22 protein-coding genes are annotated in these 24,774 nt (G+C 71.5%); 6 read left to right on the top strand and 16 right to left on the bottom strand.

Features of this window, described 5'->3' with window-relative positions:
* Positions 1–46: 46 nt before the first annotated feature.
* From R8Z57_RS15285 to R8Z57_RS15225, 13 genes are all read right to left on the bottom strand, one after another.
* Positions 47–1,063, bottom strand: a complete 1,017-nt coding sequence (locus R8Z57_RS15285; RefSeq protein ID WP_318354644.1) for an NAD(P)/FAD-dependent oxidoreductase — start codon at positions 1,061–1,063, stop codon at positions 47–49.
* Positions 1,056–1,385 carry a ferredoxin gene (gene fdxA, locus R8Z57_RS15280; RefSeq protein ID WP_318354643.1) on the bottom strand — a complete coding sequence of 110 codons (330 nt, stop codon included), beginning with the start codon at positions 1,383–1,385 and terminating at the stop codon, positions 1,056–1,058. Before fdxA ends, R8Z57_RS15285 begins: the two co-directional genes overlap by 8 nt.
* Positions 1,382–2,797 (bottom strand): FAD-dependent oxidoreductase, encoded by a 1,416-nt coding sequence (locus R8Z57_RS15275; protein ID WP_318354642.1) that lies wholly within the window; start codon positions 2,795–2,797, stop codon positions 1,382–1,384. Before R8Z57_RS15275 ends, fdxA begins: the two co-directional genes overlap by 4 nt.
* Before the next feature lie 48 nt (positions 2,798–2,845).
* Positions 2,846–3,688: a uroporphyrinogen-III C-methyltransferase gene (cobA, locus tag R8Z57_RS15270; protein ID WP_318354641.1), complete on the bottom strand. Its 843-nt coding sequence runs from the start codon at positions 3,686–3,688 to the stop codon at positions 2,846–2,848.
* On the bottom strand, positions 3,685–4,659 hold the full coding sequence (locus R8Z57_RS15265) for an ABC transporter permease (protein WP_318354640.1): 975 nt from the start codon (positions 4,657–4,659) through the stop codon (positions 3,685–3,687). Before R8Z57_RS15265 ends, cobA begins: the two co-directional genes overlap by 4 nt.
* Positions 4,649–5,548: an ABC transporter ATP-binding protein gene (locus tag R8Z57_RS15260; protein WP_318354639.1), complete on the bottom strand. Its 900-nt coding sequence runs from the start codon at positions 5,546–5,548 to the stop codon at positions 4,649–4,651. The genes R8Z57_RS15265 and R8Z57_RS15260 overlap by 11 nt, the downstream gene beginning before the upstream one ends.
* Positions 5,549–5,550: 2 nt before the next feature.
* Entirely contained in the window at positions 5,551–6,621 is a 1,071-nt protein-coding gene (locus R8Z57_RS15255; protein ID WP_318354638.1) for an ABC transporter substrate-binding protein, read from the bottom strand.
* Between the two features lie 55 nt (positions 6,622–6,676).
* Positions 6,677–8,104 (bottom strand): sulfate adenylyltransferase subunit 1, encoded by a 1,428-nt coding sequence (locus R8Z57_RS15250; RefSeq protein ID WP_318354637.1) that lies wholly within the window; start codon positions 8,102–8,104, stop codon positions 6,677–6,679.
* A complete protein-coding gene (cysD, locus tag R8Z57_RS15245) occupies positions 8,104–9,039 on the bottom strand; it encodes a sulfate adenylyltransferase subunit CysD (RefSeq protein ID WP_318354636.1) in 936 nt (311 codons plus the stop codon). The genes R8Z57_RS15250 and cysD overlap by 1 nt, the downstream gene beginning before the upstream one ends.
* Before the next feature lie 74 nt (positions 9,040–9,113).
* Entirely contained in the window at positions 9,114–9,857 is a 744-nt protein-coding gene (locus R8Z57_RS15240) for a phosphoadenylyl-sulfate reductase (protein ID WP_318354635.1), read from the bottom strand.
* Positions 9,858–9,990: 133 nt separating this feature from the next.
* The gene (locus R8Z57_RS15235) at positions 9,991–11,718 is read right to left on the bottom strand and encodes a nitrite/sulfite reductase (protein ID WP_404810354.1); all 1,728 of its coding nucleotides are present in this window, start codon (positions 11,716–11,718) and stop codon (positions 9,991–9,993) included.
* A gap of 176 nt (positions 11,719–11,894) precedes the next feature.
* The gene (locus R8Z57_RS15230; RefSeq protein ID WP_378723456.1) at positions 11,895–12,593 is read right to left on the bottom strand and encodes a sirohydrochlorin chelatase; all 699 of its coding nucleotides are present in this window, start codon (positions 12,591–12,593) and stop codon (positions 11,895–11,897) included.
* Positions 12,594–12,782: 189 nt separating this feature from the next.
* Entirely contained in the window at positions 12,783–13,748 is a 966-nt protein-coding gene (locus R8Z57_RS15225; RefSeq protein ID WP_318354632.1) for a hypothetical protein, read from the bottom strand.
* 117 nt (positions 13,749–13,865) lie between these two features.
* Between R8Z57_RS15225 and R8Z57_RS15220 the strand changes: the two genes are divergently transcribed.
* Positions 13,866–14,498, top strand: a complete 633-nt coding sequence (locus tag R8Z57_RS15220) for a MarR family winged helix-turn-helix transcriptional regulator (protein WP_318354631.1) — start codon at positions 13,866–13,868, stop codon at positions 14,496–14,498.
* 144 nt (positions 14,499–14,642) lie between these two features.
* On the opposite strand, the gene R8Z57_RS15215 is transcribed toward R8Z57_RS15220, so the two are convergent.
* The 3 genes from R8Z57_RS15215 to R8Z57_RS15205 all read right to left on the bottom strand — a co-directional run bounded on the left by R8Z57_RS15215 (position 14,643) and on the right by R8Z57_RS15205 (position 18,870).
* Positions 14,643–16,688: a vWA domain-containing protein gene (locus R8Z57_RS15215; protein ID WP_318354630.1), complete on the bottom strand. Its 2,046-nt coding sequence runs from the start codon at positions 16,686–16,688 to the stop codon at positions 14,643–14,645.
* A 124-nt stretch (positions 16,689–16,812) separates the two neighbouring features.
* Positions 16,813–17,385, bottom strand: a complete 573-nt coding sequence (locus R8Z57_RS15210) for a hypothetical protein (protein WP_318354629.1) — start codon at positions 17,383–17,385, stop codon at positions 16,813–16,815.
* A gap of 114 nt (positions 17,386–17,499) precedes the next feature.
* Positions 17,500–18,870 carry an MFS transporter gene (locus R8Z57_RS15205; protein WP_378723531.1) on the bottom strand — a complete coding sequence of 457 codons (1,371 nt, stop codon included), beginning with the start codon at positions 18,868–18,870 and terminating at the stop codon, positions 17,500–17,502.
* An 81-nt stretch (positions 18,871–18,951) separates the two neighbouring features.
* Here R8Z57_RS15205 and R8Z57_RS15200 point away from each other — a divergent pair, with 81 nt between their 5' ends.
* The 5 genes from R8Z57_RS15200 to R8Z57_RS15180 all read left to right on the top strand — a co-directional run bounded on the left by R8Z57_RS15200 (position 18,952) and on the right by R8Z57_RS15180 (position 24,689).
* Positions 18,952–20,535, top strand: coding sequence for an MFS transporter (locus R8Z57_RS15200; RefSeq protein ID WP_318354627.1), 1,584 nt, complete (start codon positions 18,952–18,954; stop codon positions 20,533–20,535).
* Positions 20,536–20,624: 89 nt separating this feature from the next.
* Entirely contained in the window at positions 20,625–21,020 is a 396-nt protein-coding gene (locus R8Z57_RS15195; RefSeq protein WP_318354626.1) for a hypothetical protein, read from the top strand.
* A 151-nt stretch (positions 21,021–21,171) separates the two neighbouring features.
* Positions 21,172–23,040, top strand: coding sequence for a molecular chaperone DnaK (dnaK, locus tag R8Z57_RS15190; protein WP_318354625.1), 1,869 nt, complete (start codon positions 21,172–21,174; stop codon positions 23,038–23,040).
* Between the two features lie 2 nt (positions 23,041–23,042).
* A complete protein-coding gene (locus tag R8Z57_RS15185; RefSeq protein ID WP_318354624.1) occupies positions 23,043–23,675 on the top strand; it encodes a nucleotide exchange factor GrpE in 633 nt (210 codons plus the stop codon).
* A 15-nt stretch (positions 23,676–23,690) separates the two neighbouring features.
* Positions 23,691–24,689, top strand: a complete 999-nt coding sequence (locus tag R8Z57_RS15180; protein WP_318354623.1) for a DnaJ C-terminal domain-containing protein — start codon at positions 23,691–23,693, stop codon at positions 24,687–24,689.
* Positions 24,690–24,774: the final 85 nt, after the last annotated feature.

Genomic DNA, 24,774 nt, shown 5'->3' with positions numbered 1-24,774 from the left:
CGCCCACACGACGACGAGCGGATGCCGCGGCCGACCCGCACCGGGATCAGTGCGCCGTGCGCACCCCGACGAGGTCGTGCACCAGCACGGCTGCGGCGCGAGCGCCCTGGCCGGCGGCGACGATGAGCTGCTGCGGACCCGGGGACGCGGCATCCCCCGCGGCATACAGGCCCGGCACCGACGTGCGCCCGGAGCGATCGGTGACCAGGTTGCCGAAGCGGTCGAGGTCGAGGTCGATGCCGGCGACGAAGTCGAGGGCGGGGTGCCACTGCGGGCGCACGAAGCCGCCTTCGATCCCGACGCGCTCGCCGCCCTGCAGGCGTACGGCCGACACGGTGCCGCGCTCGCCCTCGAGGTCGTCGATCGGCCGGCGCTCGACGACGATCCCGGATGCCGCGAGCTCCGCCTCTTCGACGGTGTCGACCGCGTCCGACCCGTTGGTGAAGACCGTGAGCCGGTCGGTCCAGCGCGCGATCAGCCGGGCGCGTGCCGCGAGGTCGGCAGTCTCGCCGATGAGCGCGAGGGGGCGGTCCTGGAGCTCCCACGCGTCGCACGCGGCGCAGCTGAACACCGTCATGCCGTAGTACGCCCGGAGGCTGGGGATGTCGGGCAGCGTCTCGCGCAGGCCGGTGGCAACGAGCACCGAGCGGGCCGCGACGGCGGGCGGGATGCCGGTGCCCCGGCCCTTCAGCGCCGCGAGGAAGCGGCGGCCGTCGCCGCAGTCCCGCTCCTGCAGCGCCGTCACGACGGTGCGATCGAGCACGCGCACGTTCGGGTAGGCGGCGAGCTCGGCGCGCGCCAGCTTGCGCAGCTCGAGCGGCGGCACGCCGTCGCGCGTGAGGAACCCGTGCGAGCGCAGCGTCGCGGCGTTGCGCGGACGGCCGGCGTCGACCACCACGACGGAGGCGCGGGCGCGCCCGAGGTTGAGCGCGGCGGAGAGGCCCGCCGGCCCGCCGCCGATGACGACGACGTCGACCTCGGTCGAAGGCAATTCTGCTCCCCTGTCACGATCTGCCGCCGCCGGCGACACATCGTGACGGGTGAGCGGGTCTTGGTCAGTCATGACCCTCTCCCTGCGGCGGCAGTTCGGCGATCACCGGGTGGTCCTTGTGGATGACGCCGACCTTGGCGGCGCCGCCGGGCGAGCCGATGTCGTCGAAGAACTCGACGTTGGCCTTGTAGTAGTCCTGCCACTCGTCGGGCAGGTCGTCTTCGTAGTAGATCGCCTCGACCGGGCACACCGGCTCGCAGGCGCCGCAGTCCACGCACTCGTCGGGGTGGATGTACAGCGACCGGTCGCCTTCGTAGATGCAGTCCACCGGGCACTCGTCGATGCAGGCGCGGTCCTTGACGTCCACGCAGGGAAGGGCGATCACGTAGGTCACGGGACGAGCGCTCCCCGCGAGATGCCGACCTGCTCGTCGCGCGGCACGACCTTGACGCGCTCGCGCGTGTGGACGTGGTTCGCACCCAGCTCTCGCTCGTGCGCGTCCAGCGCCAGCCAGCCGTCCCACGTCGTGTACGCGACCTCGCGCTCGTCGAGCAGGTCGAGCACATCGCCGTCCACGCTCGGGGCGGTGAGGCGGCCGGCCTCGGCGTCCGAAACGAGGTGGGCGATGGTCTCCATCGCGTCCGACTTGGTGTGACCGATGAGGCCGACGGGTCCGCGCTTGATCCACCCCGTGGCGTAGAGCCCGGCGATGACGGGCGCGTCGACGTCGCCCGTGACCGCGGCATCCGTCACCCGTCCCTCGACGTTCGACACCACGCCGGCCTTGACGTCGAACGGAGCGTCGATGACAGGCGTGCCGTAGTAGCCGACGGCGCGGTAGACCTGCTGCACCGGGTACTCGCGGAACTCGCCGGTGCCGCGCACGCGGCCGTCCTCGGCGGGCTCGGTGCGCTCGAAGCGCAGGCCTTCCACGCGGTCGGACCCGAGCACCTCGACGGGCGAGTGGTAGAAGTGCAGGTGCAGGCGGCGGCTCGCCCCGGTCGACTCGCGCGTGCGCCAGCTCTCCAGGATGCGCAGCATGACCTTCAGCTGGTTGTTCGCCGGCGTGAAGCCCTCGAGGTAGGCGAAGTCCTCGTCGCTCACGACGATGTCGACGTTCGGCACCTCGCCGAGCTCGCGCAGCTCGATCGGCGTGAACTTGATGTCGGCGGGTCCGCGGCGGCCGAAGACGTGCACGTCGGTGACGGCGGAGGCCTCGAGCCCGGCGAGCACGTTGTCGGCGATCTCGGTCGAGCGCAGGTCGACGGCGTGCTTGGCGAGGATGCGCGCCACGTCGAGCGCGACGTTGCCGTTGCCGATCACGGCGACCTCACGCTGGTCGAGCGTCCACTCGGTGGGCACGTCGGGGTGGCCGTCGAACCACGCGACGAAGTCGGCGGCGCCGAACGAGCCGGGCAGGTCGATGCCCGGGATGTCGAGCACGGCGTCGCGGATCGCGCCGGTCGCGAGGATCACGGCGTCGTAGCGCTCGTGCAGCTCGTCGATCGAGATGTCGCGCCCGACCTCGACGTTGCCGATGAACCGCGTGTCTCGACGGTGCTCTACAACCGAAGAGCGATCCAGCATCTCGTGCAGCGAGTTGACGATGCCCTTGATACGGGGGTGGTCGGGCGCGACGCCGTAGCGGATCAGCCCGTAGGGCGCCGGCAGCGACTCGAACAGGTCGATCGCGACCGTTCCCCCCGCCTGGACGACGGAGGTGGTGAGGATGTTGCCGGCGTAGATGCCGGCGGGACCGGCGCCGACGATGGCGACGCGGAGGTTCTGGAGGCTCGAAGAAGTCACAGTGGTCTCTTTCGGATGGGCGAAGGGCGTACGCGAGCGGGCGCCGGGTCAGGCGCGCTGCGTGCGCGGTGCGAGGGGGTCGAAGCGGGTGAGCTCGAGGGGCACGAGAGCGGCGGGCGCGTACGGGCTGAGCCGTACGACGTCGCCGACGACCACGACGGCGGGGGAGCGGATGCCTCGCTCCGCGGCCTGGTGCGCGATGGTCGAGAGCGTGCCGACCGTGACCCGCTGGCGGGGTCCGTAACCGTCCTCGACGACGGCGACGGGGCAGTCCGCACCGCGCGCGCCGCGGGCGAGCGTGATCGCCGAGTTCGCCAGCGTGCCGATGCCCATGAGCAGCACCACGGTGTGGTCGCGGCCGCCGCCGAGCGCCTCGATCTGGTCGTGGGCTGTCGCCACGGTGAAGGCCGTCGCGACGCCGCGATGGGTGAGCGGGATGCCGGCGATCGCGGGCACCGAGACGGCGCTGGTGATCCCGGGCACGACCTCGACGGCGACGCCCGCCTCCTGGCACGCGTGCAGCTCTTCGCCGCCGCGGCCGAACACGTACGGGTCGCCGCCCTTGAGCCGGACGACGGTCTTGCCGTCGTGGGCGAGCTGGACGAGGAGCGCGTTGATCGCGTCCTGGGGCACGGCGTGGTGGCCGGGGAGCTTGCCGACGTCCACGACCTCGGCGCGCAGGTCGACGCCGTCGGCCGCCAGGCCGTCGAGCACGGCACGCGCACCGAGCCGGTCGGCCACGATGACATCGGCCGCCTCGAGGGCGCGCAGGCCCTTGACGGTGAGGAGTCCGGCGTCGCCGGGGCCGGCGCCGACGAGCCAGACCTTGCCGGTGGGCGTCGACTGCGGACCCTGCGCCTCGCCCGGTCGCTGAGCGTGTCGAAGCGTCATCGGGCACCTCCGGTGATGAGCAGGCCGCGGCGCTTCAGCATCCGCCGCTCGAGCGGCCCGAAGAAGACGAGCTCGATGAGGATGCCGATCGCGAGGATGAGGATGATCGTGGCGAGCACTCCGGCCATGTCGGCGAGCTCCCGCGACTGATCCAGCATCGAGCCGAGGCCGAAGCCGATCGAGCCGCCGGTGGCGATGATCTCGGCCGCCATGAGCGAGCGCCAGGAGAACGCCCAGCCCTGCTTGAGGCCGGCGAGATAGCCGGGCAGTGCCGCCGGGAGGACGACGGCGGTGGCCAGCTGCCAGCGGGACGCGCCGAGCACCGTGCCGACGCGGCGCAGCTGCGGCGGGACCTGGTCGATCCCCGCGATGAGCCCGTTGACGATCGACGGGATCGCGCCCATGAGGATGACGAAGTACACCGTCGCGTCCGACAGGCCGAACCAGATGATGGCGGCGGGCACCCAGGCCACCGAGGGCAGCACCTGGAGGCCGGAGATGATCGGCCCGACCGCGCGGCGGATGGGACGGACTTCTGCGAGCAGCAGGCCGATCGGCGTGCCGACGATGATCGCGATGATGAAGCCGACGATGCCCCGCTCGAGGCTCGTCGCGACGGCCTCCTGAAGACGGCCCGTGTCCCACGCGAGGCCCAGGGCGTTCCACACGTCGACCGGACTCGGAACCTTGTCGGGCCGCGGCTGGGCGATCACGACGTACAGCTGCCACGCGACGATCAGCAGGATCACGAAGACGATCGGCGGCACGACGCTCTGTGCGAAGCGGCGCCAGCGGCTGGGCCCGGCGTCGGGGTCGGTCTGGAGCTTGTCGAGGCCCGCTTCGAGGGAGCGCAGGTCGTCGCTCTCGGTCGTCGAGCGAGCCGAGACGTCGCCGGTCGGCTCGAGGCGTTTCGTGTCGGTCGCTCCGCGCCCTCGTTCGACGACCGATGCGGGGATGATGTCATGCGGCATTGCGGCGGATCTCCTTCCGCAGCTGCTCGGTGATCTCCACCGAGAGGGCGGCGACCTCGGGCGATTCGATGCGCCGGCCGGTGGTCTTGGCGATCTGCCACTGCTGCACGATGCGGCCCGGACGGCTGCCCATCAGCACGACGCGCTGGCCGAGCCGGGCGGCCTCGCGCACGTTGTGCGTGACGAAAACGATGGTGCGCCCCGTGGCGCGCCAGACCCGCTCGAGCTCCTCGTGCAGCAGGTCGCGGGTGATGGCGTCGAGAGCAGCGAAGGGCTCGTCCATCAGCAGCACGGGCCGGTCCTGCGCGAGGGCGCGGGCGAGCGCGACGCGCTGGCGCATGCCGCCCGACAGCTCGTGCGGACGCTTCTCGGCGGCATCCGCCAGGTTCACGGCATCCAGCAGCGACAGGGCCTTCTCGCGACGCTCGCCGCGCGGAACGCCCCGCAGCCGCAGCGCCAGCTCGACGTTGCGCCGGGCGGTGAGCCACGGCATGAGCGCCGACTCCTGGAACATGACCGCAGAGCCGGCGTCGGGAGTCTCGATGCGGCCGGCGGTGGGCCGGTCGAGCCCGGCGATGAGGTTGAGCAGCGTGGACTTGCCGCAGCCCGATGCGCCCAGGAGACACACGAACTCGCCGGGCGCGATGTCGAGCGACACGTCTTCGAGCACCACCGGGCCGGTGCCGAAGCGCTTGGAGACCCCGTCGATCCGCACCGCCGGGGCGGGCGCCGGGGCGGGCACCGCCACCGGCGTGACGCTGTCGAAGCTCGGGCCGAGCGGGTTGGGCGTGCCCGCGTGCGCGGGCGCGCCCGCCCCCGACGCCGCGTGAGCGGCGCCGGAGGCGGATGCCGGCGCGGATGCTGCCTTTCGGCCCGCTGCGGTGCTCATGTTCAGTCCTCGCCGAGCCCTGCCGCCGAGACGGGCTCTTCGCCCGCGGCCTCGAGCTGCTCGTTGAGCAGGCGCAGGTCGAACAGGCCCTCGATCGAACCCTCCTTCTGCGTGCCCGCTTCGATGCCGTTCTCGACGAGCGTCTCGAACGTGTCGGCGTGCGGGTCGACCGAGAAGGTCACGTGCTCGAGCGCGCGCTGGATGACGGCATCCGCCAGCGGCTTGCCGGTCTCCTTCTCGATCGCGCCGTTGATCACGGCCGGCGCCTCTTCGGGGTTGTCGGCGATCCACCGCACGGCGGCCTCGTGGCCCTCGAGCAGGTCGGCGACCACGTCGGGGTGCTCCTCGAGGAACTCCTTGCGCACGAGCAGCACGGTCGTCGGGAACTCGCCGTCCTCCCAGAGATCGGCCTCGTCCTGCAGCACGTGCGCGCCGGCGTCGATGACCAGGCGCGAGACCCACGGCTCGGGCAGCCACGCGCCGTCGAGCTGACCGTCCTGGAACAGCGTGAGGGTCTGGGCGTTCTCGGTGGGCGTGATCTGCACGTCGCCGCCGCCCGAGGTGTCGGTCTCGAAGCCCTCGTCGGCCAGCCAGACGCGCGCGGCGACGTCCTGCGTGTTGCCGAGCTGCGGGGTCGCGATCGTGGTGCCCGCGAGGTCGGCGGGGTCGTCGATGCCCTCGCGCACCACCAGCGCGGCGCCTCCGGTGGCGGCGCCGGCCACGATGCGGGCCGATTCGCCGCCGGACTGGATGAAGGTGTTGATCGACGGGTTCGGGCCGATGTAGGTCGCGTCGATCGCACCGGCCGAGAGCGCCTCGATGGCGGCCGGGCCCGCGTTGAAGACCTGGGTCGTCACCTCGACGTCACCGAGCGCCTCGTCGAACAGTCCCTCTTCGAGGCCGACGAGCGCCGGTGCGTGCGTGACGTTCGCGAAATAGCCCAGACGCAGCTCGTCGACCGGTGCGGCGTCGCCGCCGTCACCGGCATCCGCCGCCGCGGAGGCGCAGCCGGCCATCATGACGGCCACGAGTCCCAGGGTTGTGAGTGCTGTCGCGGTGCGGATCTTGTTCACGGTGTCGCCTCCTTAGGTTCGGTGTTGCTCGGTGGGGGTTGCGGTCCGGGACGGTTCAGTCGCGGACGATGCCGGCGGCGAGCGTCGCGCCGTCGGACGGATGGATCACGAGGAACGAGCCCCCGTGGCGGCTGGTGCCGTACGGCTCCAGCGGCAGGTCGGCCGCCAGGCGCAGCCGCACGCGGCCGATGTCATTGGTCTCGAGCGTCTGCGCCGGCTCGTGCGTCAGGGCGTCGAGGTCGTAGCGCGACTCGATCTGCGCGACGATGGCCTGCACGGTGGCGGTGCCGTGCTTGACGAGGACACGGATGCCGGGGGTCAGTGCCCGCGCGTCGAGCTGGAACAGTTCCGCCTCGAACTCGCGACGCGCCGGCGGCAGCGAGCCGGCCGCGACCACGAGCGCGCCGCGCGCGGTGTCGATGTCGTCGGCGAACTCGAGCGAGACGGACTGGGGAGCGGTGGCCTCGTCGACCTGCGTGCCGGCCGAGCGGATGCCGGTGACGGTGGTCGTGCGACCCGCCGGGAAGATCTCCACCCGGTCGCCGACGCGCACGACGCCGCTCGAGATGCGCCCGGCGACGGCGCGGTAGTCGCGCAGGCGCTCGGCCTCGTCGGGCTCGACGTCGGGCGCCAGGCCGCCCTGCGGACGCAGGACCAGCTGCACCGGCAGGCGCAGCGGCTCGAGGTGGCGCTCCGTCTCGTCGGCGGCGGGCAGCGTCTCGAGCAGCTCGAGCAGCGCCGGGCCCTCGTACCAGGGGGTGCGCTCCGAGCGGTCGACGATGTTGTCGCCCTCGAGGGCCGACACCGGGATGACGTGCAGGTCCTCGATGCCCAGCTCGGTCGCGACGCTCTGAGCCTGCGCCGCGACGTCGGCGAACGTCTCCTGCGAGAAGCCGACCAGGTCGATCTTGTTGACCGCCACGATGACGTGGGGCACCCGCAGGAGGGCGACCACCGCGAGGTGGCGCCTGGTCTGCTCGAGCACGCCCTTGCGGCCGTCGACGAGCACGACCACGGCGTCGGCGGTGGTGGCGCCGGTGACCATGTTGCGCGTGTACTGCACATGGCCCGGGCAGTCGGCGAGGATGAACGACCGCGAGCCCGTCGAGAAGTAGCGGTAGGCGACGTCGATGGTGATGCCCTGCTCGCGTTCGGCGCGCAGGCCGTCGGTGAGGAGGGCGAAGTCGAAGTCGCCGTGGGCGAAGCCGCGATCGGCCGAGGTGCGGGCGACCTGATCGAGCTGGTCGGCGAGGATCGCCTTGGAGTCGTGCAGCAGGCGGCCGACGAGCGTCGACTTGCCGTCGTCGACCGACCCCGCGGTCGCGAAGCGGAACAGCGTCGGCTCGTCCCCGGTCGTTGAGCGTGTTTCGACAGGCTCAACAACCGGCGCCAGCGACCGAGACGAAACGCTCTGAGCATCCGCAGGCGTTTCGTCTCGCTTCGCTCGCTCAACGACCGAAGGCTGCGTGTCCACACTGGTCATCAGAAGTACCCGTCCTTCTTGCGGTCCTCCATGGCCGCCTCGCTGAGGCGGTCGTCGGCGCGCGTCGCACCGCGTTCGGTCAGGGTCGAGACGGCGACCTCGGCGACGATCGCGGCGAGGTCCGCGGCATCCGATTCCACCGCTCCGGTGCAGCTCATGTCGCCGACCGTGCGGTAGCGGACCGTGCGCACCTCGACCGTCTCGTCCTCGCGCGGCGGCGAGAACGGGCCGACCGGGCGCCACATGCCGTCGCGCGCGTAGACCTCGCGGTCGTGCGCGAAGTACAGCGGCGGCAGGGCGATGCCCTCGCGCTCGATGTAGCGCCAGACGTCGAGCTCGGTCCAGTTCGAGATCGGGAACGCGCGCACGTGCTGGCCGGGGGTGTGGCGGCCGTTGTACAGGCTCCACAGCTCGGGGCGCTGGTTGCGCGGGTCCCACTGGCCGAACTCGTCGCGCAGCGAGATGATGCGCTCCTTGGCCCGGGCCTTGTCCTCGTCGCGGCGCGCGCCGCCGAAGACGGCGTCGTGGCGGCCGGCGGCGATGGCGTCGAGAAGCGGCAGGGTCTGCAGCGGGTTGCGCGTGCCGTCGGCGCGCTCCTGCAGGCGGCCGTCGTCGATGTAGTCCTGCACGCGCGCGACCTCGAGGCGGATGCCGAGCCGCTCGACGGTCTCGTCGCGGAAGGCGATGACCTCGGGGAAGTTGTGGCCGGTGTCGACGTGCAGCACCGGGAACGGCACCTTGCCCGGCGCGAACGCCTTGGTGGCGAGGTGGAGCACGACGACGGAGTCCTTGCCGCCCGAGAACAGCAGCACGGGGCGCTCGAATTCGGCGACGACCTCGCGGATGACGTGGATCGCCTCGGCCTCGAGCAGGTCGAGCGTGCTGAGGGCCGTGGCGGGCCCGCGGGAGTCGGAGATCTGGCGGTAGTCGGACACTTCGGCCGAATCCGTCCGATCCTCGCCGGATGTCCGAGTTTCGCCGGCGGTGTGCAGGTCGATGTTCGACAGGGTCATTCGTGCAGCCCGCATTCCGTCTTCGAGGAGCCGGCCCAGCGGCCGGACCGGGGGTCTTCGCCGGGGGCGACCGGCTTGGTGCACGGCTCGCAGCCGATGGAGGGGTAGCCGAAGCCGACGAGCAGGTTCACCGGCGCCTTGTGCGCGGCGGCGTACTCGAGCACGTCGTCGAAGCTCCACGCGGCGACGGGGTTCACCTTGACGAGGCCGTTGCGCTCGTCCCAGGTGACCAGCGGCGTGTTCGTGCGGGTCGGCGCCTCGTCTCGGCGGACGCCGGTGAACCACACCTCGTAGCCGCCGAGCGCGTCCTGCAGCGGAGCGACCTTGCGGCGCGCGCAGCACAGCGCCGCGTCGCGCTCGAAGAGCTTCGCGCCGAACTCGGCGTCCTGCTCGCCGACGGTCTGGTCGGGCGTGATGTCGATGATCCGCACGTCGAGCGCCCGCTGCACCTCGTCACGCGTCGCGTACGTCTCGGTGAAGTGGTACCCGGTGTCGAGGAACAGCACGTCGACGCCCGGCAGGTGCTCGGCGACGAGGTGGGGGAGCGCGGCGTCTGCCATCGAGCAGGCGACGGCCGCGGCATCCGTCCCGAAATTGCGCGCGACCCACGCGACGACTTCGGAAGCGGATGCCTCGTGCTCGGTGAGGCTGCCGAGCTCGAGGTTGCCCTGCTCGGCGAGGGCCTTCAGCTCGTCGTGCGAGCGCTTGACGGCCACGCGGGGCGCGAGGGAGACGGTCATCGTCGAGCCCCTCCCTCTCCGCGAGAGAACGCCTGGTGGACGAGGGGTAGGGAACCACCCACCATCTCGGCGACCAGCTGTACTCTCGCGGTTCGCGGGGTGTGTGCGGCGCGACGGGGGGCCGGGGAGACGGTCACTGCAGGGCCTCCTCGTCGGCGCGGTGGGCCCACTGGGCGAAGGTCTCGTTCGCGGCCGCGTCGCGGTCGGCGAGGAAGCGCCGCACCACGCGGTCGACGTAGTCGGCGATGCCGTCGGCGGCCACCTTCAGGCCGCGGACGGTGCGGCCGAGACCGGGCTCGTCGCGGTCCTGCGAGGCGAGGCCGCCGCCGAGGTGCACCTGATAGCCGGGCACCTGCTCGCCGTCGATCGTGACGAGCTGGCCCTTGAGGCCGATGTCGGCGGTCTGGATGCGCGCGCAGGAGTTGGGGCAGCCGTTGACGTGGAGGGAGATCGGATGCGGCAGCTCGAAGCCCTTGAGCCGCTCCTCGAGGTCGAGCACGGCTGCGGTCGCGTTGACCTTGGTCTCGACGATCGCGAGCTTGCAGAACTCGATGCCGGTGCAGGCGATGGTGCCGCGGCGGATGAGGCTCGGACGCGCCTGCAGGCCGAGCGCGTCGAGCTCGCCGATGAGCGGCTCGACGTTCTCTTCGGGAACGTCGAGGATGACGAGCTTCTGGTGCGGTGTGGTGCGCAGCCGCGCCGAGCCGTGCGCCTCGATGAGGTCGGCGAGCTTGCCGAGCGTCTCGCCCGAGACACGGCCGACGATCGGCGTGACGCCGATGTAGAAGCGGCCGTCCTTCTGCCGGTGGACGCCGACGTGGTCGCCGATCGTCGTGGGCCGGGTGGGCGCGGGGCCGTCGGGCAGCTCATAGCCGAGGTACTCGTCCTGCAGCACCTGCCGGAACTTCTCGGTGCCCCACTCGGCGAGGAGGAACTTCAGGCGGGCCTTGTTGCGCAGGCGCCGGTAGCCGTAGTCGCGGAAGATCTGGGTGACGCCGTGCCAGGCATCCGCCACCTGATCCGGGCGCACGAACGCGCCCAGGCGCTCGCCGAGGCGCGGGGTGGTCGACAGCGCGCCGCCGACCCACAGGTCGTAGCCGATGCCGAACTCGGGGTGCTCGACGGCGACGAAGGCCACGTCGTTGATCTCGTGCACGACGTCCTGGCTGGGGTGGCCGGTGATCGCCGACTTGAACTTGCGCGGGAGGTTCGCGAGCGTCTCGTCGCGGAGGAAGCGCGCCGTGATCTCGTTGATCTGCGGGGTCGGGTCGATGAGCTCGTCCGCGGCGATGCCGGCGACCGGCGATCCGAGGATCACGCGCGGCACGTCGCCGCACGCCTCGGTCGTCTGCAGGCCCACGGCCTCGAGCCGCCGCCAGATCTCGGGGATGTCCTCGACGCGGATCCAGTGCAGCTGGATGTTCTGGCGATCGGTGATGTCGGCGGTGCCGCGGGCGAACTCGGTCGAGATCGTCGCGACCACGCGCAGCTGCTCGGTGGTGAGCTGGCCGCCGTCGATGCGCACGCGCAGCATGAAGTACTCGTCCTCGAGCTCTTCGGGCGTGAGCGTGGCGGTGCGGCCGCCGTCGATGCCGGGCTTGCGCTGCGTGTAGAGGCCCCACACGCGGAACCGCCCGTGCACGTCGGTGGGGTCGATCGAGGCGAAGCCGCCCTTCGAGTAGACGTTCTCGATGCGCTCGCGCACGCTGAGGCCGTTGTCGACCTGCTTCCACTCCTCGTTGCCGTTGAGCGGGGCCGTGCCGTCGATCTTCCACTGGCCGTTCGGCTTCGACGACGCGCGCGGCGGGCGCACGGCCGCGCGCGGGCGGTCGGACGCTGAGCGCGGTTCGGTGTCGCTGATGGTCACGGTGGCCTCCGGGATGATTCCCGGGGCGTCCCCCGGGCAGGACCCTATCGAGTCCATTCCGTGAGGCTAGAAGCGCGCGACCCCCTGACCTATCCGAGCGTCAAGTGGCGTTAACCGGCGTAACGGTGCGACATACAGTTGCGCGCGCTCGGGTTGGTGGACTCGGTCCGTCAACCCGCGACCTGCCGGTAGCGGTCGACGACGAGATCGACGACGGATGCCGGCGGCTCGTCGTCGCCGAGGATCGGCGGCGCCACCGGGGCCCCGGCCGCGAGCCGCACCGCGAGGTCGTGGAAGTAGCCCGGCGCGAGCAGGTAGTCCGCGACGAGGACCCGGGATGCCGTCGCTGCGGAGGCCGTCGCGACGGCGGCGTCGACGCGAGGTTCGGCGGCCGCGAGGAAGCCGACCGTGACGTCCCGCCCGAGCCGGGCGCCCAGCATCCGTCCGATCTCGCGGCAGTCCTCGTTGGCACGGTCGTCGCTGGATCCGGCCACCGCGAGCACGATCGTGTCCTCCGGCTGGGGAGTCAGGGGCTCGAGCCGCGTGAGGAGGGCGTCGACGAGGCGCTGGTCGGGTCCGAGGGCGGGGGCGATGGTCACCCCGTCGCGGCCGGCGGTCTGCTCGATGAGGTCGATCCGCACGTGGTAGCCCGCCGACAGCAGCAGCGGCACGATGACGACGGGCGTGCCCGCCGGGATCGCGTCGAGGGATGCCGCGACATCGGGCTGCTGCACGTCCACGTGCCCGAGCCGCACGACGACGTCGGGCAATCGGCGCGCGACCGCGTCCACCAGCGCCGCGACCGCCGCCTGCCCGGCGGGCGACGACGTGCCGTGCGAGATGGCCAGGAGTGCGGGGGCGGTGCTCACCCGCCCCATTGTGCCCCCCCGCGTGTGACGCACGTGTGTCGGCGTCTCTTCTCACCCCTGATGCGATGTCCGGACTTCGCGTGTTCTCAGGCGGCGTCGCCGGCGAAACGTGGACGGCGGCACGAACGCCGAAGGGGCGGTCCCGCCGTGTGGGGGACCGCCCTTCGGGGACGGGACGGATGCCGCGGCTCAGGCCACGTCGGCCGCCCGACCCCGTGCGAAGCCGGCGTCGAAGCCTCGCTCGAATGCGCGCTGCGCGCGGCGGCCGCCGTGACCGTGATGGCGGAAGTGGAAGTGATCGCCGTGCTGACCGTGGCCCGGACGGACATTGCCGTCGTGGCCGCCGCCCTCGTGGTGACCGTGCTCGCCGTGGCCGTGGCCGTGCCCGTGCCGCTCGCCGTGCCCGTGCCGCTCGCCGTGGCCGGGGTGGGGGTGGTGGCCGTGGCATCCGTCGTCCGGAGAGCCGTGCATCGGCCCGTCGAAGCGCTCGGCGGGGTGGCCGGGGCGCCCGGGAGCGAACCCGCGGTGGCGGTTGCGCCCGAGGTCGCCGGCGAGGTCGGGATCGAACGGGCCAGGGCGCCCGCCGAAGCCCGGACGGAAGCCCGGGCCGAAGCCGCCGCCGAAGCCCGGGCCGAAGCCGCCACCGAAGCCCGGGCCGAAGCCCGGACCGAAGCCGGCGTGCCCGAACCGGCCGAAGCCGCGGTCGCGGCCCGCCGTGGTCTCATCCCAGCCCAGCTCGCGGGCGATCGCCTCGAGCGCGACGGTGAGTGCGCGGTAGGCGTCGTCGCCGCCGACGGCGGCGATCACGCGGCTGCGGATGCCGTCGACGATCACGCCGATGCGCTCCTTCTCCGCGCGGCCGAGGTCGGTGAGGGTCCAGGTGCCGTCGCCGTGCTCCTCGGCCCAGCCGCGCTCCTCCAGGCCGCGCAGGCGCTTGCCCTTGCGGGCGAGACGCTCGCGGAACTCGGGGGCGTCGATGTCGCCCGACAGCACGTTCAGCAGCATCCAGTCGCGCCGCGAGACGCCCTCGGCCTCGAGCGCCGTCGCGAACTCGCGCGTCAGCAGTCCGTCGACCGCGCGCAGCCAGGAGCCGAGCGGCCGCTCGGGGGCAGGCGCGATGTCGTCATTCTCTTTGTTGTCGTCGTTGTCGTTCATGGGAGGTCCTTTCGAGTGCGGCTCCGTCAGAGACCGCCGTAATCCATGTCAGATGGCATGTACATGCAGTGTGACATGCACTTCTGATCCATGTCAAGTCGCATGTAAATTGGTGGCATGCCGTCCGCTCCCGACGATCCGTCCGACGCCATCGCCGCCGCCCTCTCGCGACTTCGCGGGCGACGGATGCCGCGCCCGCCGTGGATGGAGGGTCCCGGCCCCCGGGGTGCGGGACCGCACGCGCACGGGCACGGGCACGCCGGTTCGCACGGGCACCACGGCGACGGCGAGGAGCACGTCCACCCCGACGGCTCGGTCCACGGCTTCGCCGGTCGCGGCGGTCCCTGGGGTCGCGGCGGCCCGCCCCCGGGCTTCGGCGCGCCGCCGTGGGCCGGCGCCGGACGCATCGGAGGCCCGGCGCGCATGAGGCTGCTCGAGGCGCTGGCCGCGGCATCCCACCCCCTCTCTGTGGGCGAGATCGCCGAGGCTGTCGGCGTGGATCAGCCGCGCGCGTCGCGCCTGGTCCAGCAGGCGGTCGCGCTCGAGCTGGTGCGCCGCGAGGTCGACCCCGACGACGCCCGCCGCACGCGCGTGGCGCTGACGGATGCCGGATCCCGCCTGGTGCGCGGCTTCCGGGGCGAGCGGCGCGAGGCCGTCGACGCGGCGCTCGCCGCCTTCACCGACGACGAGCGCGCCGAACTGGCGAGGCTGCTGACCAAGCTCGCGGACGCCTGGCCCGGGGGCGCGTGACACCGATCCCGGCGGTCGTCGCGGGAGTCTACGAGATGAGACGCCGCGCCGGCTCGCGGCGTTTTCGTCTCGCTGACTCGCTCGCTCAACGACCGGGGGACCGCGCTCGCCGCGTGAGCAGGGGAGTCGCGGCGGCCGAGCGGGTCAGAAGCTCGTGACGAGGTCTCCGAGGACGGCCTCGAGCTTCGACGGATCGGTGGCGTCGTAGTAGTGCGCGCCCGTGGCGCTCGAGATCGACTGCAGCGTCGCGACATCCGCGTCGGCGCCGTAGGCGAGGGTGAAGACCAGCACCGGCGTCGAGTGGTGCAGGTTCTTCAGGTTCGCGAGCATCTGGTCCGCCCCGATCGTCGCGGCGTTGGGGGCGTCGTTCTCACCGTCGCTGAGCAGCACGATCGCATTGATGCGATCGCCCGACCACGAGGCCGCCTGCTGCGCGGCGTAGGTGTCGACGGCCTGGTAGAGCGGGGTGTCGCCCATCGAGACGATGCCGCCGAGCGCGCCGAGGAACCCGTCGCGCGAGCCGCCGATGTCGGCGACCGGCGAGACGACGCCCGGCACCATCGCGCCGTCCGGCGCCTGCGCGAATGCGGCGAGACCCACGTCGTCGCCGGCGGTGAAGTGGCCGAGCGCGGACTGGATGGCCTTCTGCGCCTGCGTGAGCTTGGTGTCGGCCGCCGAGATCGGCTCGTCCATCGAGCCCGAGACGTCGAGGAGGAACAGCACATTGGCGCGCTTGCGCACATCGGGGAACGACGCCTGCACGGCGGTGACCACGTCGGGGCCCGGGAACGCGAGCGTGGCGCCCCGGTCGCCGTCGAGGCGTCCGACCTGCTGCACGCCCGCCTCGAGCTCACGGTTGAGGTCGCGGTAGCCGGCGGCGCGGACGGCCTCCTGGCCCTGCGCGGTGCGGGTGAACCGGATGAAGTCGGCCGCCGCCTCCGACTCGACGGGGTCGATCCACGCCCCCGTCAGTCGCATCGCGGGGTTGTCGGCGGTGTACGAGCCGTCGGCCGGATAGATCGGCACGAGCTGCTCGGTGGGCGGCTCGGCCTGCGTGCGCGTGGCGCCGTCGCGGCTGGTGATGCCGCGGTTGTAGTCCCACACCGACTTCTCGTCGACGATGACGGCAGAGAGGAAGTCGGCGGCGGAACCGGATGCCTCGGCCTGACGCGCGTGCCACAGGAAGTGCTCCGGGGTGGCCATGTAATGGCTCGTCGCGAGCTCGTTCTCGTGCACCTCGGCCTGCACCGTCGGATCGAGGACCTGCGCCGCGGTCAGCTCTTCGATGGAACCCGCCGCGGTCCCGTACGAGGCGAACATGGCCGCCTCGCCGGACGTCGCGACGAGCGGGCTCGTCTTGCCCAGCTTGAAGGCGCCCCACTCGGGGTGGCCCAGCCCGCTCCACAGGTCGGGGTCGCCGGCGGCCTCGAAGACCTCCGCCCAGGTCGGGGCGTCGGCATCCCATCCGATCGCCGTGGCGAGCGCCGCAGGCATCGCGAGCACGATGTCGGAGCTGCCGACGCTCGTGCCCTCGGCGCGCAGCGCGGTCGCGCCCGACGCCTGCGCGACGTCGACCCACGTGGAGGAGTCGGGGAGCCACACGGTCGGCTTCTCGTCGTCGACGAGGGCCGGGAACCCGGATGCGACGGTCGTGGCCGCGCCGCCCGACTTGTCCTTGCTGGTCGCGACGGTGACGCACGAGCCGGCGACGTTGCGCGGCTGGCTGTTGTAGGCGGCGGCGAGGCTCTCGACCATCTCGGCGTTCTCGAACGACGACAGCACGCGCACCGTCGCGCACGGCTGCGCCCCGGCGGTGGCGGCCGGCTCGTCCTGGGGGAACTCGATGCGCTCGACGGGGGCGGGGGCCTCGGGTGCGGGCTCCGCCGCGGCGGGCTCGTCCGTCGACATGTTCGACACGATCGCGTACGAGACGCCCCCGATCGATCCGACGAGCACGACGATGGCGGCCACGGTGGTCCAGATCATCGCCTGCCGACGCCGCCGCCGGCGACGCTCGCGCCGCTCGTCGATCGCCGACGGCTTCGCTTCGCGCGGCGCCGGCGCGGCGGTGGGGACGGTCGGGGCGGGGGTCGGCGAAGCCGCCGACGTCATCGGTGCGGTGTGGTGTTCGGAGGCCTGGCCCCTGCGGGGGCCGGGGACGTCCTCTTCACCGCGCGTGCGATCGCGCATGGGGGCATCCTCGAAAGCGAGTGCGGCTGCCAAGCCGGGCGGGGGGTCACCGGTCCCAGTTCTCCGGTGTGGCTAGAGCCTAACGCGGGTGCAGGTGCGAGACGAGGGCGAGGCAGCCGTGAGATCACCGTGAAGCGGTGTTCAGCATCCCGATCAGGACCGCCGTCCACCAGGCGGCCTGCGAGACGACGGCGCTCCAGAGGCACCACAGCTTGAGGCGCGACGGCAGCGCCGAGAACCGCACGGTGCCCGGCAGACGGCCGAGCTCGGCGGTGAGCCGGGTCATCGCGACACCGTTCATCGCGGCCACCAGCACCGCGAGCATCTTCAGCGCGGTGAGCGGCTGCGAGAGGTCGGGCTGCAGGAACGCCCCGGTCGCGAACAGCACGACGATGCCGGCCCACGCGAGCGTGGTCACCGTGCGCTCGACGCGGCGGAGGTCTTCGAGCGAGCTGCGGCGCAGCATCCAGAGCAATCCGGTGACCTCGAGCAGCACGGCCGCCCCCAGGCCCACGATCACCGCGGCGAGGTGGCCGAACAGCGCCGGAGCGTGCACCCACGCGTGCGGCACCACCGACGCGCCGATCCACAGCGACAGCAGCCACCCGATGACCACCCACCAATAGCCGATGGCCCGGCGGTGGCGGGCGGCGCGCACGCGCTCGGCGCGCAGGCGCGGGTTCGGCGGGGTCGTCACAGTGCCTCTCGGGTCGGCGAGGGATTGCACCGGCGCGACGACCCCCCGTCCGCACGATGCTCGAAAGCGAGGGTAGCGGATGCCGCGCCTCGCGAGCTGCGAGCGCCCGGGCGGTCAGCTCGACAGCGTCGAGGGCGTCGAGCGCACGGGGAGGAGCAGGAGCAGGCCGGCCAGCAGCACGAGCACGATGCCGAGGATGCCGTAGTAGGCCTCGCCCGAGATCGCCACGAAGAGGGCGAACATCGTGGGGGCGAGGAAGGAGACCGCGCGGCCGGTCGTCGCGTACAGGCCGAAGACCTCGCCCTCGCGCCCGGGCGGGATGATCCGCGCGAGGAAGGTGCGCGACGCGGACTGCGCGGGTCCGACGAAGAGGCACAGCGCCAGACCGGCCGTCCAGAACACGATCTGGCCACCGTCGTGCAGGAAGAACACGAGCAGGCCCGAGATGACGAGGCCCACGAGAGCGGCCACGATCACCGGCTTCGCGCCGAGCCTGTCGTCGAGCGCGCCCACGGCGATCGTCGAGACGCCCGCGACGATGTTGGCCGCGATGGCGAAGATGATCACCTCGCCGGCGGAGAAGCCGAAGACGGATGCCGCGAGCACGCCGCCGAAGGTGAAGACGCCGGCCAGCCCGTCGCGGAACACCGCGCTCGCGAGCAGGAACCACAGCGTCGGCCGGCTCTCGCGCCAGAGGCGGGCGATGTCACGGCCGAGGCGCGCGTACGACGCGAAGAACCCCACCCGTTCGCGACGGGCCCCCGAGCCGCGGTACTCCGGCACGGCGAACAGCACGGGCAGCGCGAACAGCCCGAACCACACGGCCGAGACCACCATGGCCAGGCGCACCGGCCAGCCGTCGTCGTCGGGCACGCCGAACAGGCCCTGGATGAAGCCGAAGTAGACGATGAGGAGCAGCACGATGCCGCCGACGTACCCCATGCCCCATCCGAAGCCGCTCACCCGGCCGATCGAGCGCGGCGTCGACACCTGCGAGAGCATCGCGTTGTAGTTGACGCCCGCGAACTCGAAGAACACATTGCCGGCGGCGACCAGCAGCAGGCCCAGCCACAGATAGGACGGGTCGGGAGCCACGAACACCATGGCCGCTGTCATCGCGACGACGATGTAGGTGTTGACCGCGAGCCACAGCTTGCGACGCCCCGACGTGTCGGAGCGCTGACCGGTGATCGGGGCGAGCAGTGCGATGAGCAGGCCGGCTCCGGCGAGTGCCCAGCCCAGCTGGGCCTCGACCGTGCCCGAGGGGCCGAAGCTCGAGCTGGTCAGGTACACCGTGAAGACGAAGGTCGTGACGACGGCGTTGAACGCGGCCGAGCCCCAGTCCCAGAGGCCCCATGCCACGACGGCCTTGCGGCTCGTGCGCTGCGGCCCCTCGGCGCCCGCCGCCGCAGCGAGGGCATCGGTGGGCACGGCGCCGGTGAACGCGGGCGTCGGCGACGACGGGGGAGTCTCGGGGGAGCTCATATCGGTCACAGTACGGCCCTTCGGTGAACTGATGCGGAATCAAAGTAGCGCTCCCGAGCCCCGCGGTGGTTTGCTTCGTTCATGACAGGGGAGAACGCGCCCGAGATGAAGTTCAACGGCCGCCTCGCCATCCTCCTGGCGATGGCGATGTTCGTGCTGGTGGTCGACACGTCGATCATGAACGTCTCGATCTCGGCCGTCGTGACCGAGCTCGGCACGACCGCGAGCGGCGTCCAGGGCGCCATCGCCCTGGAGGCCCTGGTCTCGGCCGCCTTCATCCTCATCGGCGGCAAGACCGGCGACCTCATCGGGCGGAAGCTCGCGTACACCCTGGGCCTGCTCGGCTACGCCGTCGGCGCGGTCGCCATGACGTTCGCGACGAGCCTGACCGCCGTCATCATCTTCTGGGCCGTGATCGGCGGGATCGGGGCATCCCTCCTCCTTCCCTCCATGCAGTCGCTCATCCACGGCAACTTCGCCGGCGCCCACCAGAAGCGCGTCTATGCGCTGGTCGGCGCGTCGGCGGCGATCGCGGCGGCCGTCGGGCCGCTGCTCGGCGGGTTCATCACGACGTTCTGGTCGTACCGGGTGGCGTTCGGCCTCGAGGCGCTGATCATCCTCGTCGTGCTGCTGGGGATCGGCCTCGTCAAGGACGTGAAGTACCACGGCGACCGCTCGATCGACCTGGTGGGGGCCGCCCTCTCGGTCATCGGCATGGGCGGCGTCGTGCTGGGCATCCTGGTGTGGCAGGAGGGCGGCGGCTACGTCGGCATCATCATCGGCCTCGGCGCCGTGGCGCTCGGCGGACTCGCCTGGTGGCTCAACTCGCGCAAGAAGCGCGGCAAGCCGGTGCTGCTCGACCCGGCGCTGTTCTCCTCCAAGCCGTTCCGCACCGGTGTGAGCGGTCAGCTGCTGCAGCAGATCGCGCTCGGCGGCACGATGATCGTGCTGCCGCTGTACCTGCAGATGGTGCTCGAGTACAACGCGCTGGAGGCCGGCCTCTCGATCGCGCCGCTCTCGCTCAGCATGTTCGCCGTCGCGATCTGGGCCGGCCGTCGCGCCAAGGGGCGCCCGGCGAACCTCATCCTGCTGGGCTTCTCGCTCGCCGCGGTCGGACTCATCGCCATCGTGCCGCTGGTGCCCATCGCCGACAGCGGGTGGTACCTGACGGTCCCGCTCATCATCGCGGGATGCGGTCTCGGGCTCCTCGTCTCGCAGCTCAACAACTACACGCTCTCGCCGATCTCCGATGAGCGCGTGAGCGAGGCGGCGGGCGTCAACTCCGCCGCAGGCTCGTTCGGCCTCTCGTTCGGTCTCGCGTTCGCGGGCGCCATCATGCTCGCCACCCTCGCGGCCTCGTTCACGTCGCTGGCGTACTCGAGCACCGTGCTCACCTCCGAGCAGCAGCAGCAGGTCTCGACGGTGCTGGAAGAGGACGCCGAGCTCATGTCGAACACCGGGCTCGAACAGCTCCTCGCCGACGAGCCGCCGGAGGCGTCGGCCGAGGTGATCCGCATCAACACCGAGGCCCGGCACATCGCGCTCCAGGTGGCGCTGCTCATCCCGATCCTCGCCGCCGTGCTGGGCGTGCTCAACGGGTTGCGCATGCGGCGTCTACCCGACCCCAAGCCGAACGAGGCGGTGGAGGGGATGCTGGGCGGCTGAGCCGGCGCAGGGCGGCGAGCGGACCCCGCTCCCGAGCGGACCCACTCCCTCCCTTCGGCCGTGTCGGCGGGCGCCCCTAAGCTCGCCGTGTGCCCACCCTCGACGACGTGCGTCGCATCGCCGCCGGGCTGCCCGGCAGCGAGGAGCGCGAGACCACCGGCGGTGCCGCCTGGTTCGTGCGCGGCAAGCTCTACGCGTGGGAGTGCCACCCATGGCCGAGCATCCCCGACGACATGCGCGCGATCATCGCGGCCGAGCCGGTGGTCGGGGTGAAGGTCGCCGAGCGCCTCGATGCGCTCGCCCTCGTCGAGATGGAGCCCGACGTGTTCCTGCGCGCCACCACCTCGTGGGGCGAGCCCAAGGTCGCCTTCCGCATGGCCGCGATCGCCGGCGACCACCTCGCCGAGCTGGTGACCGAGGCCTGGCGCGTGCAGGCGCCGAAGTATCTCCGGCGCGCCTTCGACGAAGCCGGTTCGGCAAGTTGAGTCGACTCTTATCAACTTTGATTTGACGGATGCCGCGACCCGGCGTATGGTTGAGCCATCGCGACTCAACCTCGTCGTTCGGTCGTGAGCAGACTTCCCATCAACCCCGGGTGGCGGCATCCGTCTCCGCCCACACGAAGGAGAGAAACACATGGCACGTGCTGTTGGAATCGACCTCGGTACGACCAACTCGGTCGTCAGCGTTCTCGAGGGCGGCGAGCCGAAGGTCATCGCGAACGCCGAGGGCTTCCGCACGACCCCGTCGGTCGTCGCGTTCACCAAGGACGGCGAGGTGCTCGTCGGCGAGACCGCCAAGCGCCAGGCCGTCACCAACGTCGACCGCACCGTCTCGTCGGTCAAGCGCCACATGGGCACCGACTGGAGCTTCGACGTCGACGGCAAGAAGTGGACGCCGCAGGAGATCTCCGCGCGCATCCTGCAGAAGCTCAAGCGCGACGCCGAGCAGTACCTCGGCGACACGGTGACGGATGCCGTCATCACCGTCCCCGCGTACTTCAACGACGCCGAGCGCCAGGCCACCAAGGAGGCCGGTGAGATCGCGGGCCTCAACGTCCTGCGCATCATCAACGAGCCCACCGCCGCGGCCCTGGCCTACGGCCTGGACAAGGGCAAGGAGGACGAGCTCATCCTCGTCTTCGACCTCGGTGGCGGCACGTTCGACGTCTCCCTGCTCGAGGTGGGCAAGGATGACGACTTCTCGACCATCCAGGTGCGCGCCACGGCCGGTGACAACCGCCTCGGCGGCGACGACTGGGACCAGCGCCTCGTCGACTACCTGATCAAGCAGTTCAAGGACACCACCGGCGTCGACGTCTCGGGCGACAAGATCGCGCTGCAGCGCCTCAAGGAGGCCGCCGAGCAGGCGAAGAAGGAGCTCTCGTCGTCCACCTCGACGAGCGTCAACCTCCCGTACCTGTCGCTCACCGACTCGGGCCCCGTGTCGCTGTCGGAGACCATCACGCGCGCCAAGTTCGAGGACCTCACCAAGGACCTCCTCGACCGCACCAAGAAGCCCTTCGAGGACGTCATCCGCGAGGCCGGCATCAAGGTGTCCGACATCGACCACGTCGTGCTCGTCGGCGGCTCGACCCGCATGCCCGCCGTGAGCGAGCTCGTGCAGCGCGAGGCCGGCAAGGAGCCCAACAAGGGCGTCAACCCCGACGAGGTCGTCGCCGTGGGCGCGGCCCTCCAGGCCGGTGTGCTGAAGGGCGAGCGCAAGGACGTCCTGCTCATCGACGTGACCCCCCTGAGCCTCGGCATCGAGACCAAGGGCGGCATCATGACCAAGCTCATCGAGCGCAACACCGCCATCCCGACCAAGCGCTCGGAGACCTTCACGACCGCCGACGACAACCAGCCGTCGGTCGCGATCCAGGTCTTCCAGGGCGAGCGCGAGTTCACCCGCGACAACAAGCCGCTGGGCACGTTCGAGCTGACCGGCATCGCGCCGGCGCCCCGCGGCATCCCGCAGATCGAGGTCACCTTCGACATCGACGCGAACGGCATCGTCCACGTGTCGGCGAAGGACAAGGGCACCGGCAAGGAGCAGTCGATGACGATCACGGGCGGCTCGTCGCTGCCCAAGGACGACATCGAGCGCATGGTGCGCGAGGCCGAGGAGCACGCCGCCGACGACAAGAAGCGTCGCGAGGCCGCCGAGGTGCGCAACCAGGCCGAGACGCTCTCGTACTCGATCGAGAAGCTCATCAAGGAGAACGACGACAAGCTCCCCGAGGACGTCAAGACCGAGGTCCAGGGCGACGTCGACGCTCTCAAGACCGCGCTGGCGGGCGAGGACGACGAGGCCGTGAAGACCGCGTTCGACAAGCTGAACCAGAGCCAGGGCAAGCTGGGCGAGGCGATCTACGCCGCCGGTCAGGCTGCGCAGTCGGCTCCGGATGCCGCCACCGACGCTCCGGCGGGCGACCAGGGTCAGGCGGCGTCCGATGAGGACGTCGTGGACGCCGAGGTCGTCGACGACGAGGACGAGAAGAAGTAACCATGGCGAACAAGGACCACAACCCGCACCCGGCCGAAGGCCAGGGCGACGGCGAAGAGGTCCGGCCTGAGGGTGAGGGGCCGGAGGCGAACGCCTCCGGCCCCGCGCCGCAGGACGGGCGCGACGCGGACGCCGGAGCCGACGAGCTCACGGTGGACGACATCCTCGGCGCCTCGCAGAACGCCGACGCCGCGGCCGAGGACGCCGTGCTGGCCGACCTCGAGTCGCAGCTGCTCAACGACCTCAAGCGCCTGCAGGCGGAATACGCCAACTACCGGCGCCGCACCGAGGAGCAGCGCGAGGTCGAGATCGAGCGGGCGCAGGGTGCCGTCGCCAAGGGGCTGCTGCCGGTGCTCGACGACCTCGACCGTGCCGAGAAGCACGGCGATCTCGAAGAGGGCTCGCCGTTCGCGGCGATCGCCGACAAGCTGCGCGGCGTCGCCGAGCGCATCGGCCTCATCACCTACGGCGCCGCGGGCGAGGTGTTCGACCCGCAGCAGCACGAGGCGATCTTCCAGGTGCCGACCCCGGGACAGGCCGAGCCGACGATCCTGGAGGTCGTCGAGATCGGCTACCGCCTGGGCTCTGTCGAACTGCGTCCCGCGAAGGTCGTCGTCGCCGTTCCCGCCGAGTAGCCCGAAGGAGCATCCATGGCCAGTCAGGACTGGTTCGACAAGGACTTCTACTCGGTGCTCGGCGTCGCGAAGGACGTCAGCGAGGCGGACCTCAAGAAGACGTACCGCAAGCTCGCCCGCAAGTATCACCCCGACTCCAACCAGGGCGATGCCGCCGCAGAGGCGAAGTTCAAGGAGGTCAGCGAGGCGTACTCGGTGCTCTCCGACGCCGAGCAGCGCAAGGAGTACGACCAGATCCGGGCGATGGGCTCGGGCGCGCGCTTCACCGCGGGCGGCCAGGGTGCCCAGGGCGGCTTCGAGGACGTGTTCTCGATGTTCAACCAGGGCCGTGGCGCCCGGTACCAGAACGCCGAGGACTTCGACGACATCTTCGCGATGTTCAACCAGCAGCAGCGGGGCACCGGGTTCGGCTCGGGCCGCTTCGGGCAGCCGAGCGGCGGTTTCCGCGGCTACGGCGGCCCCACCCGGGGCGCCGACGTCATCGCCCGCACGACGATCGACTTCCTCACCGCCACCAAGGGCGAGACGATCACGCTGCAGGGCGAGGACGGCAAGCCGTTCAAGGTGAAGATCCCCGCGGGAGTCTCGGACGGCCAGAAGATCCGGCTCCGCGGTCGCGGGCGTCCGTCGCCCGACGGCGGCGAGAGCGGCGACATCGTCGTGCAGGTCACCGTGCGCCCGCACCCCGTCTTCACGCGGGACGGCATCAACCTGCGGGTGACGGTGCCGGTGACGTTCACCGAGGCCGCGCTCGGCGCGACGATCGAGGTGCCGACGCTCGGGGGCGACCCGGTGCGCCTGCGCGTCGCACCCGGCACCCCGTCGGGTCGCGTCCTGCGCGTCAAGGGCCGCGGTGTCGAGACCAGCAAGGGCACCGGCGATCTCCTCGCCGAGGTGCAGGTCGCGGTGCCGTCGCACCTCGACGAGGCTGCCCGAGAGGCCCTCGAGCGCTATCAGAGCCTCGAGCCCAAGGAGAATCCGCGCGCCGAGCTGATGTCGAAGGCGCGGGGCTAGGAGAATCGGTCGTGCTCTCCCGGTCGTTGAGCGAGCGAAGCGAGACGAAACGCCGTCGAGGCGTCTGGCCTGTCCGGGGCGTTTC

Source organism: Microbacterium sp. M3 (genome assembly GCF_033548675.1).
Taxonomy (GTDB): Bacteria; Actinomycetota; Actinomycetes; order Actinomycetales; family Microbacteriaceae; genus Microbacterium; species Microbacterium arthrosphaerae.
Note: the sequence above shows the minus strand (reverse complement) of the source record. Positions and strands in the feature narration are given on the sequence as shown.

Excerpts from the sequence above, each read along its gene's own strand:
- R8Z57_RS15285 (WP_318354644.1), bottom strand. The coding sequence starts at position 1,063 with ATGACTGACCAAGACCCGCTCACCCGTCACGATGTGTCGCCGGCGGCG.
- cobA (WP_318354641.1), bottom strand. The coding sequence starts at position 3,688 with ATGACGCTTCGACACGCTCAGCGACCGGGCGAGGCGCAGGGTCCGCAG.
- R8Z57_RS15265 (WP_318354640.1), bottom strand. The coding sequence starts at position 4,659 with ATGCCGCATGACATCATCCCCGCATCGGTCGTCGAACGAGGGCGCGGA.
- R8Z57_RS15260 (WP_318354639.1), bottom strand. The coding sequence starts at position 5,548 with ATGAGCACCGCAGCGGGCCGAAAGGCAGCATCCGCGCCGGCATCCGCC.
- R8Z57_RS15250 (WP_318354637.1), bottom strand. The coding sequence starts at position 8,104 with ATGACCAGTGTGGACACGCAGCCTTCGGTCGTTGAGCGAGCGAAGCGA.
- R8Z57_RS15240 (WP_318354635.1), bottom strand. The coding sequence starts at position 9,857 with ATGACCGTCTCCCTCGCGCCCCGCGTGGCCGTCAAGCGCTCGCACGAC.
- R8Z57_RS15225 (WP_318354632.1), bottom strand. The coding sequence starts at position 13,748 with ATGAACGACAACGACGACAACAAAGAGAATGACGACATCGCGCCTGCC.
- R8Z57_RS15220 (WP_318354631.1), top strand. The coding sequence starts at position 13,866 with ATGCCGTCCGCTCCCGACGATCCGTCCGACGCCATCGCCGCCGCCCTC.
- R8Z57_RS15215 (WP_318354630.1), bottom strand. The coding sequence starts at position 16,688 with ATGCGCGATCGCACGCGCGGTGAAGAGGACGTCCCCGGCCCCCGCAGG.
- R8Z57_RS15205 (WP_378723531.1), bottom strand. The coding sequence starts at position 18,870 with ATGAGCTCCCCCGAGACTCCCCCGTCGTCGCCGACGCCCGCGTTCACC.
- R8Z57_RS15200 (WP_318354627.1), top strand. The coding sequence starts at position 18,952 with ATGACAGGGGAGAACGCGCCCGAGATGAAGTTCAACGGCCGCCTCGCC.
- dnaK (WP_318354625.1), top strand. The coding sequence starts at position 21,172 with ATGGCACGTGCTGTTGGAATCGACCTCGGTACGACCAACTCGGTCGTC.
- R8Z57_RS15185 (WP_318354624.1), top strand. The coding sequence starts at position 23,043 with ATGGCGAACAAGGACCACAACCCGCACCCGGCCGAAGGCCAGGGCGAC.
- R8Z57_RS15180 (WP_318354623.1), top strand. The coding sequence starts at position 23,691 with ATGGCCAGTCAGGACTGGTTCGACAAGGACTTCTACTCGGTGCTCGGC.